Annotated in this window: 15 protein-coding genes; 12 read left to right on the top strand and 3 right to left on the bottom strand. The window is 42.3% G+C overall.

Features of this window, described 5'->3' with window-relative positions; all coding sequences use genetic code 11:
• The first annotated feature begins 378 nt into the window (after nucleotides 1-378).
• Genes DWY07_RS01910 through DWY07_RS01870 form a run of 9 tightly spaced genes read left to right on the top strand, consistent with a single transcriptional unit; the run spans nucleotide 379 to nucleotide 9,095 of the window.
• Nucleotides 379-720, top strand: a complete 342-nt coding sequence (locus tag DWY07_RS01910) for a hypothetical protein (protein ID WP_008402623.1) — start codon at nucleotides 379-381, stop codon at nucleotides 718-720.
• A gap of 38 nt (nucleotides 721-758) precedes the next feature.
• Nucleotides 759-2,807 (top strand): V-type ATP synthase subunit I, encoded by a 2,049-nt coding sequence (locus tag DWY07_RS01905; RefSeq protein WP_117822071.1) that lies wholly within the window; start codon nucleotides 759-761, stop codon nucleotides 2,805-2,807.
• Between the two features lie 5 nt (nucleotides 2,808-2,812).
• Nucleotides 2,813-3,286 (top strand): V-type ATP synthase subunit K, encoded by a 474-nt coding sequence (locus DWY07_RS01900; RefSeq protein WP_008402619.1) that lies wholly within the window; start codon nucleotides 2,813-2,815, stop codon nucleotides 3,284-3,286.
• A 51-nt stretch (nucleotides 3,287-3,337) separates the two neighbouring features.
• Nucleotides 3,338-3,931 (top strand): V-type ATP synthase subunit E family protein, encoded by a 594-nt coding sequence (locus tag DWY07_RS01895; protein ID WP_117822070.1) that lies wholly within the window; start codon nucleotides 3,338-3,340, stop codon nucleotides 3,929-3,931.
• Between the two features lie 13 nt (nucleotides 3,932-3,944).
• A complete protein-coding gene (locus DWY07_RS01890; RefSeq protein ID WP_117822069.1) occupies nucleotides 3,945-4,916 on the top strand; it encodes a V-type ATPase subunit in 972 nt (323 codons plus the stop codon).
• Nucleotides 4,909-5,229, top strand: a complete 321-nt coding sequence (locus DWY07_RS01885) for a V-type ATP synthase subunit F (RefSeq protein ID WP_117822068.1) — start codon at nucleotides 4,909-4,911, stop codon at nucleotides 5,227-5,229. Before DWY07_RS01890 ends, DWY07_RS01885 begins: the two co-directional genes overlap by 8 nt.
• 21 nt (nucleotides 5,230-5,250) lie before the next feature.
• The gene (locus DWY07_RS01880; protein WP_117807211.1) at nucleotides 5,251-7,014 is read left to right on the top strand and encodes a V-type ATP synthase subunit A; all 1,764 of its coding nucleotides are present in this window, start codon (nucleotides 5,251-5,253) and stop codon (nucleotides 7,012-7,014) included.
• A gap of 4 nt (nucleotides 7,015-7,018) precedes the next feature.
• On the top strand, nucleotides 7,019-8,389 hold the full coding sequence (locus DWY07_RS01875) for a V-type ATP synthase subunit B (protein WP_117822067.1): 1,371 nt from the start codon (nucleotides 7,019-7,021) through the stop codon (nucleotides 8,387-8,389).
• Nucleotides 8,390-8,429: 40 nt separating this feature from the next.
• The gene (locus tag DWY07_RS01870) at nucleotides 8,430-9,095 is read left to right on the top strand and encodes a V-type ATP synthase subunit D (protein WP_021944903.1); all 666 of its coding nucleotides are present in this window, start codon (nucleotides 8,430-8,432) and stop codon (nucleotides 9,093-9,095) included.
• Nucleotides 9,096-9,283: 188 nt separating this feature from the next.
• Here the strand turns inward: DWY07_RS01870 and DWY07_RS01865 are convergent, their stop codons facing one another.
• The gene (locus tag DWY07_RS01865) at nucleotides 9,284-10,357 is read right to left on the bottom strand and encodes a PD-(D/E)XK nuclease family transposase (protein ID WP_117822066.1); all 1,074 of its coding nucleotides are present in this window, start codon (nucleotides 10,355-10,357) and stop codon (nucleotides 9,284-9,286) included.
• A gap of 557 nt (nucleotides 10,358-10,914) precedes the next feature.
• Between DWY07_RS01865 and DWY07_RS01860 the strand changes: the two genes are divergently transcribed.
• From DWY07_RS01860 to DWY07_RS01850, 3 genes are all read left to right on the top strand, one after another.
• The gene (locus DWY07_RS01860; RefSeq protein WP_117822065.1) at nucleotides 10,915-11,214 is read left to right on the top strand and encodes a hypothetical protein; all 300 of its coding nucleotides are present in this window, start codon (nucleotides 10,915-10,917) and stop codon (nucleotides 11,212-11,214) included.
• A gap of 125 nt (nucleotides 11,215-11,339) precedes the next feature.
• Entirely contained in the window at nucleotides 11,340-12,380 is a 1,041-nt protein-coding gene (locus tag DWY07_RS01855; protein ID WP_117822064.1) for a hypothetical protein, read from the top strand.
• A gap of 175 nt (nucleotides 12,381-12,555) precedes the next feature.
• Nucleotides 12,556-13,890, top strand: coding sequence for a leucine-rich repeat protein (locus DWY07_RS01850; protein ID WP_117822063.1), 1,335 nt, complete (start codon nucleotides 12,556-12,558; stop codon nucleotides 13,888-13,890).
• A gap of 153 nt (nucleotides 13,891-14,043) precedes the next feature.
• On the opposite strand, the gene DWY07_RS01845 is transcribed toward DWY07_RS01850, so the two are convergent.
• Complete coding sequence (locus DWY07_RS01845; protein ID WP_117807217.1) at nucleotides 14,044-14,649, bottom strand: L-2-amino-thiazoline-4-carboxylic acid hydrolase; 606 nt, start codon at nucleotides 14,647-14,649, stop codon at nucleotides 14,044-14,046.
• A 104-nt stretch (nucleotides 14,650-14,753) separates the two neighbouring features.
• Complete coding sequence (locus DWY07_RS01840; protein ID WP_117822062.1) at nucleotides 14,754-15,419, bottom strand: TetR/AcrR family transcriptional regulator; 666 nt, start codon at nucleotides 15,417-15,419, stop codon at nucleotides 14,754-14,756.
• Nucleotides 15,420-15,474 lie beyond the last annotated feature (55 nt).

Here is a 15,474-nt window from a genome sequence, read left to right as displayed (position 1 = left end):
ATATAATAAGACCGCAGTCAGAAGAGATTATCGAGGATTTCGATATGAACTGCATATACCAGCAAATGTGAGTGCTTGTTTGAGCCGACAGGCGAGTTAGCACTGGAACATTTGCGGATAAGGGATATGCTGTTCATAGAAACAGCAGATAGTCTTTGACTGCGGTCTTATTATATGGCTGTTGTTAATCACAACAAAAATTGTGCAAAATGACGTGAAAAATGGTTAAACTAAATTTGACAGTTTAGAATGTTTGTCAAAAATGCCCCAAAAACTGGTAAAATTTCATGACCTTTTGATGAAAAATCTATAAAAGAAGATAAATATTGCTTGAAAAGAGCACACTAACATAATAAAATATTAGCAGAGCGGCATTACATGCCGAGATTAATAATTACGGAGGGAGAAATTATGCTACAGGAAGCCATGAAGACATTAGAAGATGCAGAAGCAAAGGCAGCCGAAATCGTAAAAGAAGCCGGTAAAAAAGCAGAAGCAATTCAGGCGGAAGCAAAGGAAAAGGCAAATGCGATGATCGTAGATGCAAATGCAGGTTCTAAAACAGATCTGGCGGCTATCGCGGTCGACCAGAAGAAACTGGAAACTGATCTTGCAGAAAAAGCTTTGAAAGAAGCATCCGACGAGATTGCTTCCTTAAAAAAACGTGCATCCGAGCGAGAGGGTGAAGCCGTAGAGCTTGTGATCAAGCAGCTATTGTAAATGCTTGAATATCAGGATGCAGAAGGGAGGTAATCATTATGGCGGTATTGGCTATAAAAAAGATTGACATATGCGCCATGAAGAAAGACAGAAAAGCCATATTGGAGAAACTTCAGTCCATGGGAGCTTTGGAGATCCGGGCCGGTGGGGATGAGACGGATGTATTTAAGAAGATCAACACAACCAGTCAGCGTTCCAAATATGAAAAACGAGTCCAGAATACCGACGAAGCTTTAGAGATCCTTGGCAGATATGCACCGGAAAAGACATCGATGCTGCAGGCACTTGCAGGCAAAGCTGATGTAGACGATTCTGTATATAAAGATATTGTTGAGAATCGGCATGATTATAATATGATCGTGCAGAAGATCCGGGAAAAGGATAAGAAGATTGGAAACTGCAAAGCAGAGATTGCAAAATGTCAGCTTGCGATCGATGGACTGAAACCATGGATCAATATGGATGTTCCGATCAATACGACCGGAACCGAACATACAGATGTGATCATGGGAAGCTTAGGACCCGGTCTTACAGAGAATATGATAGAAGAACTGGTTGCAAAAAGGCAGCCGGAGTTATCAGCTCATGAGATTACGGTGATATCTTCTGATAAAGATCAGACATGTATATTTGTGGTATGTTTGAAAACAGAGACGGAAAGACTGGAAGAAGCCTTAAGGGCAGAAGGATTTACCCGGATGTCGTATTTTTCAAAACGGACACCGGAGAATAAGATCAAGAAATACCGACTCACGATAGAGGGGTATGAGGATGAGATCGAGGATCTGAAAAAACAGATTGCCGGATTTGCAGAAAACAGGCAGGCACTTAAGACCTTATCCGATTATTACAAGATCAGAACTGAGAAATATCAGGTGCTTGGAACCTTGCTTCAGTCGAACAGTACATTTATCATAACCGGTTATGTGCTGGAACGGGATGAGGAAAAGGTAAAAGAAGAACTGAATCAGAATTTCGTGCTGATGGTGGAGACCGGCGAGATACCTGAGGATGAACCGGCACCGGTACAGTTAAGTAATAAGATGCCATTTGCATCGGCAGAAGGAATCCTGGAATCCTATGGACTTCCTGCCAGAGGCGAGATGGATCCGACGACACCGATGAGTTTATTCTATGTATTCTTTTTCGGATTGATGTTATCGGATGCGGCATATGGACTTATTATATTCCTTGCATGTTTCATCCTGCTTCGGAAGTTCCCGAAGATGGGAGATGGCATGAAGAAGTCACTGACATTATTTGAATATTGCGGTATATCGACATTGATATGGGGTATCTTGTTTGGAGGATATTTTGGAGATGTGGTAGCAGTCGTATCACGAACCTTCTTCCATCATGAGATCACGATCGCACCGGTATGGTTTGCACCGCTTGACAACCCGATGAAGATGCTGATCTTCTCCCTATTATTTGGATTGATCCATCTGTTCGGCGGTCTGGCGTTAAAAGGTTATATGTGTTTAAAGAAGAAAGATTTTGTAGGCTTCTTCTCAGATGTTATATCCTGGTATCTGCTCATCATCGGTCTGGTACTGATGCTGATGCCAACCAGTTTATTTGCATCAATCGCACAGGTAAGCTTCCATTTTTCAGATGGACTTAAGACCTTCAGCTATGTCATTACGATCTTAGGTGCAGCGATCATCGTTGTGATGTCCGGCAGAAGTCATAAGAATCCGGTGCTCCGACTGGCACTTGGTTTGTATGATATTTACAATATCACAGGCTGGCTGTCTGATCTGTTATCTTATTCCAGACTGCTTGCACTGGGACTTGCAACTGGTGTTATCGCACAGGTTATCAATCAGATGGGAAGTATGGTAGGAGATGGAATATTGGGCGCGATCGTATTCATTCTGGTATTCATCATCGGACATACATTTAACCTTGCGATCAATATGTTAGGTGCTTATGTCCATACATGCCGACTTCAGTATGTAGAATTCTTTGGTAAGTTTTATGAGGGTGGCGGAGAAGCGTTCCATCCATTTAAAGAAAATACAAAATATGTAGATATAGGGAATGCAGGCATGAAAACCTGTAAACCGGAAATTAAGGAGGAATAATCAATATGACAATGGGTACAGTTTTAGCTTTAACAGGAGCTGCATTAGCAGTTATTTTGGCAGGTATGGGATCTGCTTACGGTGTAGGTATCGCAGGTCAGGCTGCATCAGGTGTAGTAAGTGAAGATCCAAGCAAATTCGCAAAGGTTCTTATCATCCAGCTTCTTCCCGGTACACAGGGTATCTATGGACTGCTGGTAGGATTCATCGCTTTATCAAAGATCGGTATTTTAAATGGTGCTCCTGCAGAACTTTCAACAGCGACCGGATTACTGATCCTTGCAGCATGTCTTCCAATCGCATTAGTTGGTCTTGTATCCGCTATGCATCAGGGCAAAACCGCTGTATCAGCAGTTGGTATCGTAGCAAAGAAGCCGGATCAGTTCGGTAAAGCAATGCTTTTCCCTGCAATGGTAGAGACATATGCGATCCTTGCTCTGCTCGTATCAATTCTTGCAATTAACGGTGTACCGGTATAAAACAGGCACAGATTTGAATCATGATTGAACAAGTAGTACAGGAGGATTTGTATGACAGGATTAGAGAAGATCGTTGAACAGATTCTGGCAGAAGCAAACACTCAATCCGATATGATCCTTGAAGATGCACAGAAAAAGGCAGATCAGATTATAGAAGATGCAAAGGTGGAAGCAGATAAGATCAAGGCGGGTTCGGCTGAAAAGGTCAGCCATGTGAAATCTGACGGAATGGCAAGAGCAAAATCCTCTGCCGACCTGAAGAAACGCCAGACAGTCTTAAAGGCAAAGCAGGAGATCATCAATGAAGTGATAGGTAAAGCCTATAACGGAATGATCGATATGGAAGTTGACAGATATTTCCATATGATGGAGCGTATGATCGGAAATGCAGTACAGCCAAAGAGCGGACAGATCAGCTTCTCAGCCAAAGATATGGAGCGGCTTCCGGCAGGATTTGCAAAACGGGTATCAGAGATAGCAAAAGCACATGGAGGAGATTTGACGCTCGCAGATAAAGCCAGTGATATAGATGGAGGATTTATCCTGATCTATGGAGGTATCGAGGAGAATTGTTCGTTAACTGCCATGTTCCATGCGCAGAAAGAAGAAATGGCAGACAAATTAAATTCCCTGTTATTCACATAAGGGAGGTAGAAAAATGGCAGACAAATATATATATGCAGTTGCCAGGATCCGGGCACTTGAGATGTCCCTGTTTTCGCAGGCTGTGATCGAGCAGTTGATTGCCCAGAAAACATATGCGGACTGCCTTCAGTTCTTAGGTGAAAAAGGCTGGGGTGATACAGAAGCCGGAGCACAGGATGCAGAGACCATTTTGAACAGGGAACTGGAAAAAACATGGATACTGGTCAAGGAGATGGTATCCGATCAGACAGTATTTGACGTATTGCTGATCCAGGATAGTTTCCATAATCTGAAGGCAGCGGTCAAGACCGTTGTAGACGGAGAAGTTCAGGCAAATATATTTTATGACAATGCATCTGTTTCGGGTGAAGCATTAGTCGAGATCATTAAAAATAAAGATTTCCGGTCATTGCCGGAATCTATGCGGGAATGCGCATTAGAGGCATATGAGTGTCTGGTGCATACCGGAGATGGTCAGATGTGTGATGTTATCATTGACCGGGCAGCCATGCGGGCAATGCTTGCGGCAGCGGAGAAGAATGGAGATGCATTATTAAAAGAATATGCAGAGACAGTTGTGGCAGTTGCAAATATCAAGATCGCAGTCCGTTCTGTAAAGACAGAAAAAGGACTGGATTTTATGAGACGTGCGATGGAGGAATGTCAGACGCTCAATGTGGAACGGCTGATGCGGGCAGCACTTTCCGGTATGCCGGATGTGATCAAATATCTGGAAGAAACACCGTATTCCGGTGGAGCTGCGGCATTATCAGACAGTTCATCTGCATTTGAACGCTGGTGCGATAACCGGATCATAGAGGCGATCCGGCCGCAGAAATATAATTCATTTACGATCGGACCACTTGTTGCTTATGTACTTGCAAGGCAGAATGAGATCAAGACAGTCAGGATCATCCTGACTGGAAAGTTAAATCATCTGCCGGATGATGCAATCAGGGAAAGGGTAAGGGAAATGTATGTATAGAATTGCAGTATTAGGTGAATATGACAGCATCTATGGCTTTGCGACTCTGGGACTTGAGACCTTCCCGGTATCCGATGCAGAACAGGGCAGTACACAGCTCAGAAGACTGGCAGAAAGTGGATATGCCGTTATCTATGTAACAGAGAGCATGGCAGAGCAGATCAAGAAAGAGATAGAGAGATATAAGATGCAGATGCTTCCGGCGATCATCCTGATCCCAGGAGTTTCCGGTAATACATCTGCAGGTATAAATGGAGTAAAGAAATCCGTAGAACAGGCAGTCGGTTCGGACATTCTGTTCAGTGGAAACTAGGAAGGAGCGTGACCAGAAAACGTGGCAACAGGTAAGATAAAAAAAGTTGCAGGACCTCTCGTTATCGCAGAGGGAATGCGTGACGCGAATATGTATGACGTTGTCAGAGTAAGTGAGAGCCGACTGATCGGCGAGATCATAGAGATGCATGGAGATCAGGCATCTGTTCAGGTTTACGAAGAGACATCAGGACTTGGACCGGGTGCACCGGTAGAGTCAACCGGAATGCCGCTGTCCGTAGAACTTGGACCCGGACTGATCAGCAGTATCTATGACGGTATCCAGAGACCTCTGGATGATATCATGAAAATCTGTGGAAATAATTTGCAGCGAGGCGTTGAAGTTCCATCATTAAAGAGAGACATCAAATGGCCATTTGTTCCATGCGTTAAGGCAGGGGACAAGGTAGAGACCGGAGATGTGATCGGAACCGTACAGGAGACAGTTGTCGTAACTCAGAAGATCATGGTTCCATATGGTATAGAAGGAACTGTAAAAGAGATCAAGAGCGGAGATTTCACAGTAGAAGAAACTGTATGTGTAATTGAGACAGCAAAGGGTGATAAGGAACTGACACTGATGCAGAAATGGCCGGTTCGTAAGGGTCGTCCTTATGCAGAGAAGATTCCGCCGGTTATGCCGCTCATCACAGGACAGCGAGTTGTCGATGCATTCTTCCCGATCGCAAAGGGTGGTGTAGCAGCAGTTCCCGGACCATTCGGTAGTGGAAAGACCGTTATCCAGCATCAGCTTGCAAAATGGGCAGAAGCCGATATCGTTGTATACATCGGATGTGGTGAACGTGGAAACGAGATGACAGATGTATTAAACGAGTTCCCTGAACTGAAGGATCCGAAGACAGGATACTCCCTGATGGAGAGAACCGTTCTGATCGCAAATACATCGGATATGCCGGTTGCAGCCAGAGAGGCTTCTATTTACACCGGTATTACGATCGCAGAATATTTCCGTGATATGGGATATTCTGTTGCGCTGATGGCTGACTCTACTTCCAGATGGGCAGAAGCACTTCGAGAAATGTCAGGACGTTTACAGGAGATGCCCGGTGAGGAAGGTTATCCTGCATATCTTGGAAGCCGTCTGGCACAGTTCTATGAGCGTGCCGGTATGGTTAAGACACTTGGTTCGGAAGGAAGAACAGGAGCTTTATCCGTAATCGGAGCCGTATCACCTCCCGGTGGTGATATTTCAGAGCCGGTATCACAGGCAACCCTTCGTATCGTTAAGGTATTCTGGGGACTGGATTCGGCACTGGCTTATAAGAGACATTTCCCGGCGATCAACTGGCTGACCAGTTATTCGCTGTATGTAGATAACATGGGAAAATGGTTTGAGGAAAATGTCAATGAGCATTGGATGGAAGATCGTCAGAAGCTTATGACATTATTACAGGAAGAAGCAGAGCTGGATGAGATCGTTAAGATGGTTGGTATGGATGCCTTATCTGCAGGCGACCGTCTGAAGATGGAAGCAGCCAGATCTATCCGTGAGGACTTCCTGCATCAGAACTCATTCCATGAGATCGACACCTACACACCACTGGATAAGCAGTTCCGCATGATGGAACTTGTGCTGGCATTCTATGAGGAATCATCAGAGGCCTTGAAGAGTGGTGCAACTATAAAGAATATTCTGAATATGGAGGTTCGTGAGAAAATCGGACGTTTCAAATATACACATCCGGAAGATGTGGAAGCAGAATATGACAAGATCATAAAGGCACTTCATCAGGAACTGGAAGCAGCCATAGCAAAGGAGGACTAAGCATATGCCAAAAGAATATAGAACCATACAGGAAGTTGCAGGACCTCTGATGCTGGTACATGGTGTAGAAAATGTTACCTATGATGAACTTGGTGAAATCGAGCTTGCAAGTGGCGAAGTCAGAAGATGCAAGGTTCTTGAGATCAATGGTGAAGATGCACTGGTACAGTTATTTGAGAATTCAACAGGTATCAACCTTTCAAACAGCAAAGTAAGATTCCTTGGACGAAGTATGGAACTTGGCGTATCAGAAGATATGCTCGGTCGTGTATTTGACGGACTGGGAAGACCGATCGATAAAGGACCGGATATCCTTCCGGAGGAGAGAAGAGATATCAACGGTCTGCCAATGAATCCGGCAGCAAGAAATTACCCATCGGAATTTATCCAGACAGGTATCTCTGCTATTGATGGATTAAATACACTGGTAAGAGGACAGAAGCTGCCGATCTTCTCAGCATCGGGACTTCCACATTCGAAGTTAGCAGCCCAGATCGCAAGACAGGCTAAGGTGCGTGGAACAGATGAACCATTCGCCGTAGTATTTGCTGCTATGGGTATCACCTTCGAAGAAGCAAACTTCTTCACGGAGAGCTTCAAGGAGACAGGCGCGATCGACAGAACCGTACTGTTTATCAACCTTGCAAATGACCCTGCGGTTGAGCGTATCGCTACACCTCGTATGGCACTGACCGCTGCGGAATATCTTGCATTTGAAAAGAACATGCACGTACTGGTTATTCTGACGGATATCACAAACTATGCAGATGCATTACGAGAAGTATCCGCAGCCCGAAAAGAGGTTCCGGGTCGTCGTGGATATCCCGGATACATGTATACAGACCTTGCAACTTTATATGAAAGAGCTGGAAGACAGCGTGGCAAGAATGGTAGTATCACAATGATCCCAATCCTTACCATGCCTGAGGATGATAAGACACATCCAATCCCTGACTTAACAGGATATATCACAGAGGGACAGATCATCTTAAGCCGTGAGCTTTACAGAAAGGGTGTAACACCACCAATCGATGTACTTCCATCTCTGTCACGTCTGAAGGATAAGGGTACCGGTGAAGGAAAGACAAGAGGAGATCATTCCAGCACCATGAACCAGTTATTTGCGGCATATTCCCGTGGTAAGGATGCAAAGGAACTTATGACGATCCTTGGTGAATCTGCATTGTCGGATATCGATATTTTATATGCAAAGTTTGCAGAAGCATTTGAAAAGGAATATGTATCTCAGGGGTATGAGACAGACAGAAGTATCGAAGAAACATTAAACATCGGCTGGAAGCTGTTATCGATCCTGCCTCGTGCAGAACTGAAACGTATCGATGACAAGTGGTTAGATCAATACTACGGAAAGTAACGAGGCGAGCGCTTCGAGTTGACATTATAAGGAGGCAAAAATGGCAGCTACACAGGTAAATCCTACCAGAATGGAACTGACCCGTTTAAAGAAGAAGCTTGTTACGGCAACCAGAGGCCATAAGCTGTTAAAAGATAAACGAGATGAGCTGATGCGGCAGTTCCTTGATATGGCAAGAGAGAATATGGCACTTCGTGAGAAGGTTGAGGCCGGTATCAAAGCCGCCAATACGAATTTTGTCATAGCAAAAGCCGGCATGTCTGAACAGATCCTTCATACAGCACTGATGGCACCGAAACAGGAAGTCCAGCTTACCTGCAAGGATCGAAATGTTATGAGTGTAGATATTCCGGTATTTGAATATACAACAAAAAGTGCGGATGAGAATGATATCTATTCTTACGGTTTTGCATTTACCTCCGGTGATCTGGATGATGCAGTAAAGTCACTTGCTGACATCCTTCCGGATATGCTGAAACTGGCGGAGATTGAGAAATCCTGTCAGCTTTTGGCATCGGAGATCGAAAAGACCAGACGACGTGTAAATGCGCTGGAGCATGTTATCATTCCTGAGACAAAGGAGGGCATCCGATATATCAGTATGAAGCTTGATGAGAATGAGCGAAGCACGCAGGTGCGGCTCATGAAGGTCAAGGATATGATGCTGGAGGAAGCCCATCACTATAAAGAGCATCAATTTGAGTGATGCAGACGAACGAAAACTCCTGATATTATACATTGTTATTACGCAAAACGCTTGCACTCTATCCTCGGTGCAACGGTACGTAAGGTAGCAAGGGACGCTGCCTAAGAACCGGCACTCGGATAGGTTTGCTACATAACAAGTATAATATCAGGAGTTTTCTGCTTGTTGTTATATTAGAAAATAAGATTTTATTTGTTTCGCTCGGCAAGTTGCGCCTTTAATTTTGCAATCTCAGCATTTTTTTCAGATAAGGTAGCATTCATTTCAGATACTGTAGCATCTCTTTCGGCTAGAGCAGTGACTGCTTCGTCCCGTTCTTTTTTCAGTTCATCGATCATGTAGTTGACGGTATTTTCATCCAATTTTCGTAATGCTTCAGAAAACATGGTAACAACCTCCTCCGGGTGATACAGATATTCTGACATATCCATGCAGATGGCTTCCATCCACGGATAGTCGGATATCAGTGCTACAAGGTCATCCAGGGTAGTTGCCGTTAACAGGGATAACCATGCGTTAAGTTCGTTGATATCTTTAGAATACTTACTTTTTTGGAAGACGTCAAGTGCAACGACATAGTATTCCTGCAGAAGATGGAAGTTGATCCCGGTATCAAATGCAGCCTTTCCATGATGCAGATAGATATCGGATAATTCGGGATCTTTACATTCTTTTGGACTGTTTTCAAACATCACGATCGTATAAACGGTTTTCAGATCCTGATAGGTGAATGTACTTCCCTTTTCCCCTTTTACTCTGGTGTACTGGCGGAGCAAAAGATCAGCAGAGTAGCAGGACATCCGCTCACCGGGAAAGGTGTATGGGATCTTTTGGATCTCCACATTTGCGATCGACCCATCTTCTAACTGGACGATGATATCCAGAAGCAGGAGAGAAGTTGATGGCAGCATGCTGTCCTCATTTGACAGGATACATTTTACGGTTACTTTTGTGCCGATGATACTGCTGATTAGACGAGATAACCGTTCCGGGTATATATCCGGGTTGAACAGCTTTTTGAAAAATGGATCATAGGTCAATGGCAGACTTTTCTTGCCTTCCATGAATTCCAGAAAACGGTTTTTCCATTTGTCAGGCCAGTTCAGATATGTCCGGTAAATGGATGGATTCTTCTTTAATTCTAATAAACATTCATCTTTGGTCCGGGATGGGAAAAGCTGATGGATGTTTAATGCGGCAGACTGTATAGCGTTACCTTTCTGTGAGACAGTAACGTTTCTTTTTTCATTTTCATTGTACATAAATTTAATTCCTCGTAATATCCGGCGCCTGTTTTGTCGACAACATAACCATAGCAGAAAAAGAAACGAAAAAACGGTTGATGTAACAAACAGCATGTCTGGATGTAATAACTTGCATATTTGCAGAATATTTTTATTAATTTCTTTTGGTATATTGACGACTCTTTTTTTTATAATGTTTATGCCATTTTTTCGAGTCGTATTGACTTGTAGAAATAGAGCAGAGACAGGAAGATCTGTTATGGTATTGCAAAAACAGAATCTGGTAAAATAAAGGAGATACGAGATAAGCTTTCGTTGAAAACAAATGAGTTTAATCCGTATCGAGACAGGTTAAAGAAAAGGGGTATTATTGATTGTGAGGAACATGGATACGATTTCTTTTCCTTACCTGAATTTGGGGAATATGTATTAACGCATTTGTAATATTAGATAAATGGATATAACTTCTATAAGAAATAAACATTTTCAACTTGTACCCCCTTTTGTTCGTATGATAATATGAAAAAGATGAATTCTTTGCGTGTGACAGAGAATTTATTGGAGGTATCCTGTGTTTGATCAAGGTCATCGTTGACCGGCAGGGGAAAAAGCTTCCGGGAACGATTACTGACTTTGTCAATGAAAATGGTGTTGATTTTCCGGTTGTGCGGTTTCAGTATAATGGACAGGATATGAAATTACGAGCTGCAAATGGCGGAAACAAAAAGTTAAACCAGAATGATCCGGTGGAGATCATTTATCGTCCGGGCAAAGCAAAGTATGTGAACATTGTTGGAGATAACAAAGATGTAGTGATCGCAGTTGGAATAACCGTATGTGGTATCGGTCTGATCATTTGTAAGATTTTACGGTAAATAATTATAAACTTGTTTTCCTTTTTAATATCCGTTACAATCAAACTTGGAGAGACGGAGGCAATATACAAAGCTAAAATATGCATGTTATTCCGTTCTATCAGTATTAAGAAAGGAGATAGAACATGGATAACGAAATTGTATATTCCTCCAAGGCAACTGATCAGAAAGCACAGTATGATGCCAGTGCCAAGCGCCTGCTTGGACAGAAGATCATACTGGCGCATATACTGATCAGGGTAGTCGATGAATTTAAAGGTATGGATGCAGATACGGTCGCTTCTTTGATTGAAGGTGAACCATATATCAGCCAGGTTCCGGTTGAACTGGGATTAACGAACAAAGAAACGGTGGATGCCAGAACCGGTGAACGGATTGTCGGACTGAATGCAGAAAGTTCCGAAATTGATGAGGGAAAGATATATTTTGATATTATCTTCTATGTACGGATGCGGGATGGACTGGCGAAAATGATCATTAATCTGGAAGCCCAGAAGAATGAACCGACAAAGTATTTTATCTTAAATCGGGCAATCTTCTATACGGCAAGACTGGTGTCATCCCAGAAAGAGCGGGAATTTACAGGTTCTGACTATAACGAGATCAAACAGGTGTATTCCATCTGGATCTGTATGAATATGAAAGAGAACAGTCTGAGTCATATTCATATGGTAAAAGATGATTTACTTGGCGAACAGGACTGGAAAGGCAATCTGGATATTCCTAACATCGTGATGATCGGATTGGCAAAGGAGATACCGCCTAAGGAAGAACGATATGAACTGCATCGCTTACTTGGAACGCTATTGTCGCAGACAATGACGGCAGAACAAAAATTGAAGCTGATGAAACAAGAGTATGACATACCAGTAGACAGACACGGTATCAGAGACGAGGTGAAGATCATGTGTAATCTGAGTGAAGGCGTAGAAGAAATGGGATATGCGAAGGGCGAAGCCGCTGGCAAAGCAGCTGGCAGGGCAGAAGGCGAAAAAATAGGCGAAGCACGAGGTAAGGTCATTGGAAGGTCTGAAGGAAGATTAGAAGGAAGATCGGAAGAAAGAGTTGATATTATCCTGAAAATGCATAAGAAAGGCTACACCTTAGAACAGATCATGGATGTAACCGATATGAGCGAATCGGAAATTAAGGCAATTATAGACTAAAGACACAAGCAGGACAGGTAACATGTATATTTTAGTAGAAGTCCAGATATGGCAGAAATGCTGTATCTGGACTTTTATGCTTTTTTATAATAAAACAGTATCTGAGGTTGACATGTAAATATATACATGCATATACCAAAAACGACAAAAATGAGAAAGAAAAGAGGAATAACAGATGAAACAGGTGATGAAACGATTAACGGCATTATTGCTTGTAGGGATAATGGTTATCAGTATGATTCCCGAGCTGACAGTAAAGGCAGCGGGCAATGCGAACATTCAATGTGTGTTCAAATGCGGAGCAAATGTTACAGGGGTTCTGGATATTACGGGTACTCTGACTCTGACCGGTACCGGAAGTACATATGAGGGAGATAGTGGAAAAAACTGGATCAATTCATTCTGGTATGGGGATAAAGATAAGAATGGATTTGAAACATATCAGTACCGAATTAATTGTGTTGTAATTGGGGATGGGATCACATCAATCGGAAACTATTTATTTAGAGCTTGTAGTAGTTTGAATTCTGTAACAATCGGTAAAGATGTCCAGACGATTGGTAAATATGCATTTGAAAATTGCGAGATGTTAACAAGCATTAATATACCGGGTAATGTACAGGTTATTGATGAATATGCATTTTATCGCTCCGGACTTAATGATGTTCGGTTGAATAAAGGACTGCAGTATATTAATAAAGGTGCGTTTGAAAAGACAAAGATTACCGCTGTGACGATACCGGAAAATACAATTAATATAGAAGAGTGTGCGTTTGGAGATACAGTAAAGAATATCACGATCTCAAAAGGTGTATCAGCTATTCAGGCAAATGCTTTTTTGGCAGAAAATGCATATGTTGATGTGTTAGATGATAATGTTGTTCTTTCCAGATACGCATTTGGAAAAGGAACTACATTAAAAGGAAATGCTGCCTCAACTGCAGCAAAATTTGTAAGTGACACCAATAAAACAGCTTCTTATGATGGTTATTATAAATTTGAAGTCAGACCGATCAAGGTTTTCTTCGCAGCAAATGGTGGTACATGTAAACAGCAGAGCATGTCGGCTATTCCTAGTAAATATTATGGTACATTGCCTGCTTCGGCCAGAAAGGGATATACATTTGCAGGTTGGTATACAAGCCCTGCCGGTGGTGTTAAAGTATCCAGACAGAGTAAGGTTGCAAATAAGAATATTACATTATATGCACATTGGACAAAGGTTAAAGTAGCGAAGGCAAAGAAACCTGGCGTTAAGAGTACATCAAAGAAAAAAGCAAAAGTAACGATAAAAAGAGTCAAGAATGCATATGGATATCAGATTTGTTATTCTACTAAGAAAAACATGAGTGGAGCAAAGAAAAAAGTAACAAAGAAATTAACCAAGACATTAACCGGATTAAAATCTAAAAAGAAATACTACGTTAAGGTTCGTGCATTTAAGAAGGATTCTACCGGAAACCGGGTGTATGGAAAATGGAGTGCTGTAAAAGCAGTCAAGATTAAATAATCTGGTATTAGATGTGCAGCGCTTACAGAAAAAAGTAGAGTGTAAGTATAAGGAAGAGCAAAAACTGCCGCCAGTCATTCAACTGGCGGCAGTTTTTGTGTTCTTTCGGAGTGTATTAATTTTTCATATTTGAATGCTGCCGGTCGTATAAGATCATTTCCGTCCATATCGGAAATCACAAAGATCTGCACCCTCAGCGATCGTCTTCGTCCGGGTGAGCTTCATTTGCATCATATCCGCGAGAACATAGTCCATCCGACAGAGATATTTCGCTAGTTCAAAGCATCCTTCATCCCGACAGAGATTACAGATACCGCAGGTATGATAGTCGTAGCCAAGTTCAAAATCATCTTGAGGAGTTCCCTCAATGATATCAACGACCCAGTCATTTTCATATCGGCGCAAATGAGAATCTGCTGACCATTTTAGTCTGCCCGGCATCTTCTTTTTATCAAGATAGCTGTTGGCATTTCCAACCGCTATATGAAACAGCTTGTTGGAAGATAAGCCGTCCTTGTACAGTTCATAGCAGGCTTCCGGTGACAGTGGGGTTTTACGGTTTAAGGCGATAAAATATGCTCCCATGCAATAGGAACTCATAAGTCTGGATTTGCCAATGTCCTTCGCATTTTTCATAATCGATACATATTCCTGCTTTATTGCTTTTTTATTAATATTCAATTTCTGTTTTGCTGCCTGCTTCATACAGGAGCTGTGATAAAAATATCCAAATAATTTCTGTGTAAATCCATATTCCATTTTAAACTGCCTCCATACTAGTCAAATTCCAGTTCGATGATCTGGCATATTTTCTTCCATATAGAGGAATTAATAATGTTTCCTGTACGGTTCCTTTTTCAATCTTAATTTTTTCCATGTTTTGGTTCCTCCTGTTTTTTTATTCCAAGTGCTGCTTCCAGTCCATGAAGCAGAATGTTCATTGCTTCTAAAAATGCCTGTTTGCACTCAGGTGTGATCCCGTTTTTGCAGGAATCATCTGCGATTATTTCACAGACCATCGAGAACTCAGAGGATGAGAGAATATAGACTGTTTTTTCTGATAATTGATTTGATGCAAGTCCTCGTTTGTATAATTCGGAATAATACTGCATTGCAAATCCGGTGCATTGTTCAATGTAGATTTTACGAAAACGGCTCAGGTATGTACCGGAGTCATTTTTTAAGAGCATGTGAAATAACTGCATGTCATCCTCTAACAGCTCAAAGGTGCGGATGGATATCCCGGAATATAAGACCTGAAGTAACTGATCATCTGTCATGGAAGTAAAATCTGCATGCAACATAGATTCGGAAAGCAGCATAAGCTTATTTCCGCTTTCCGCAAAAATTTCTTCAAACATATCTTCTTTGCCGGAAAAGTGTTTATAGATCGCTCCCGGTGTTATGCCTGCTCGCGCTGCGATCTTACGCATGGAGGCTTCCTGATATCCATATTCTAAAAAGATATCTCTGGCACTTGCAAGGATGGCTTCTTTTGTTGCTTTTGTACTTTCTCGAATTGTTCTCACTCCCTGTCTGTTTAAAATGGTAAACACTGTTTACTTTATAGCACAGATCATAAAT

The organism is Clostridium sp. AF23-6LB, from assembly GCF_003461085.1.
GTDB classification, from domain to species: domain Bacteria; phylum Bacillota; class Clostridia; order Lachnospirales; family Lachnospiraceae; genus Coprococcus; species Coprococcus ammoniilyticus.
The sequence above is the reverse complement of the archived record's forward strand: the minus strand, read 5'-3'. Positions and strand labels throughout refer to the sequence as shown.

Coding starts and splice junctions, on each gene's coding strand:
- DWY07_RS01910 (WP_008402623.1), top strand. CDS start 379: ATGCCGAGATTAATAATTACGGAGGGAGAAATTATGCTACAGGAAGCC.
- DWY07_RS01905 (WP_117822071.1), top strand. CDS start 759: ATGGCGGTATTGGCTATAAAAAAGATTGACATATGCGCCATGAAGAAA.
- DWY07_RS01900 (WP_008402619.1), top strand. CDS start 2,813: ATGACAATGGGTACAGTTTTAGCTTTAACAGGAGCTGCATTAGCAGTT.
- DWY07_RS01895 (WP_117822070.1), top strand. CDS start 3,338: ATGACAGGATTAGAGAAGATCGTTGAACAGATTCTGGCAGAAGCAAAC.
- DWY07_RS01890 (WP_117822069.1), top strand. CDS start 3,945: ATGGCAGACAAATATATATATGCAGTTGCCAGGATCCGGGCACTTGAG.
- DWY07_RS01885 (WP_117822068.1), top strand. CDS start 4,909: ATGTATAGAATTGCAGTATTAGGTGAATATGACAGCATCTATGGCTTT.
- DWY07_RS01875 (WP_117822067.1), top strand. CDS start 7,019: ATGCCAAAAGAATATAGAACCATACAGGAAGTTGCAGGACCTCTGATG.
- DWY07_RS01870 (WP_021944903.1), top strand. CDS start 8,430: ATGGCAGCTACACAGGTAAATCCTACCAGAATGGAACTGACCCGTTTA.
- DWY07_RS01865 (WP_117822066.1), bottom strand. CDS start 10,357: ATGTACAATGAAAATGAAAAAAGAAACGTTACTGTCTCACAGAAAGGT.
- DWY07_RS01855 (WP_117822064.1), top strand. CDS start 11,340: ATGGATAACGAAATTGTATATTCCTCCAAGGCAACTGATCAGAAAGCA.
- DWY07_RS01850 (WP_117822063.1), top strand. CDS start 12,556: ATGAAACAGGTGATGAAACGATTAACGGCATTATTGCTTGTAGGGATA.
- DWY07_RS01845 (WP_117807217.1), bottom strand. CDS start 14,649: ATGGAATATGGATTTACACAGAAATTATTTGGATATTTTTATCACAGC.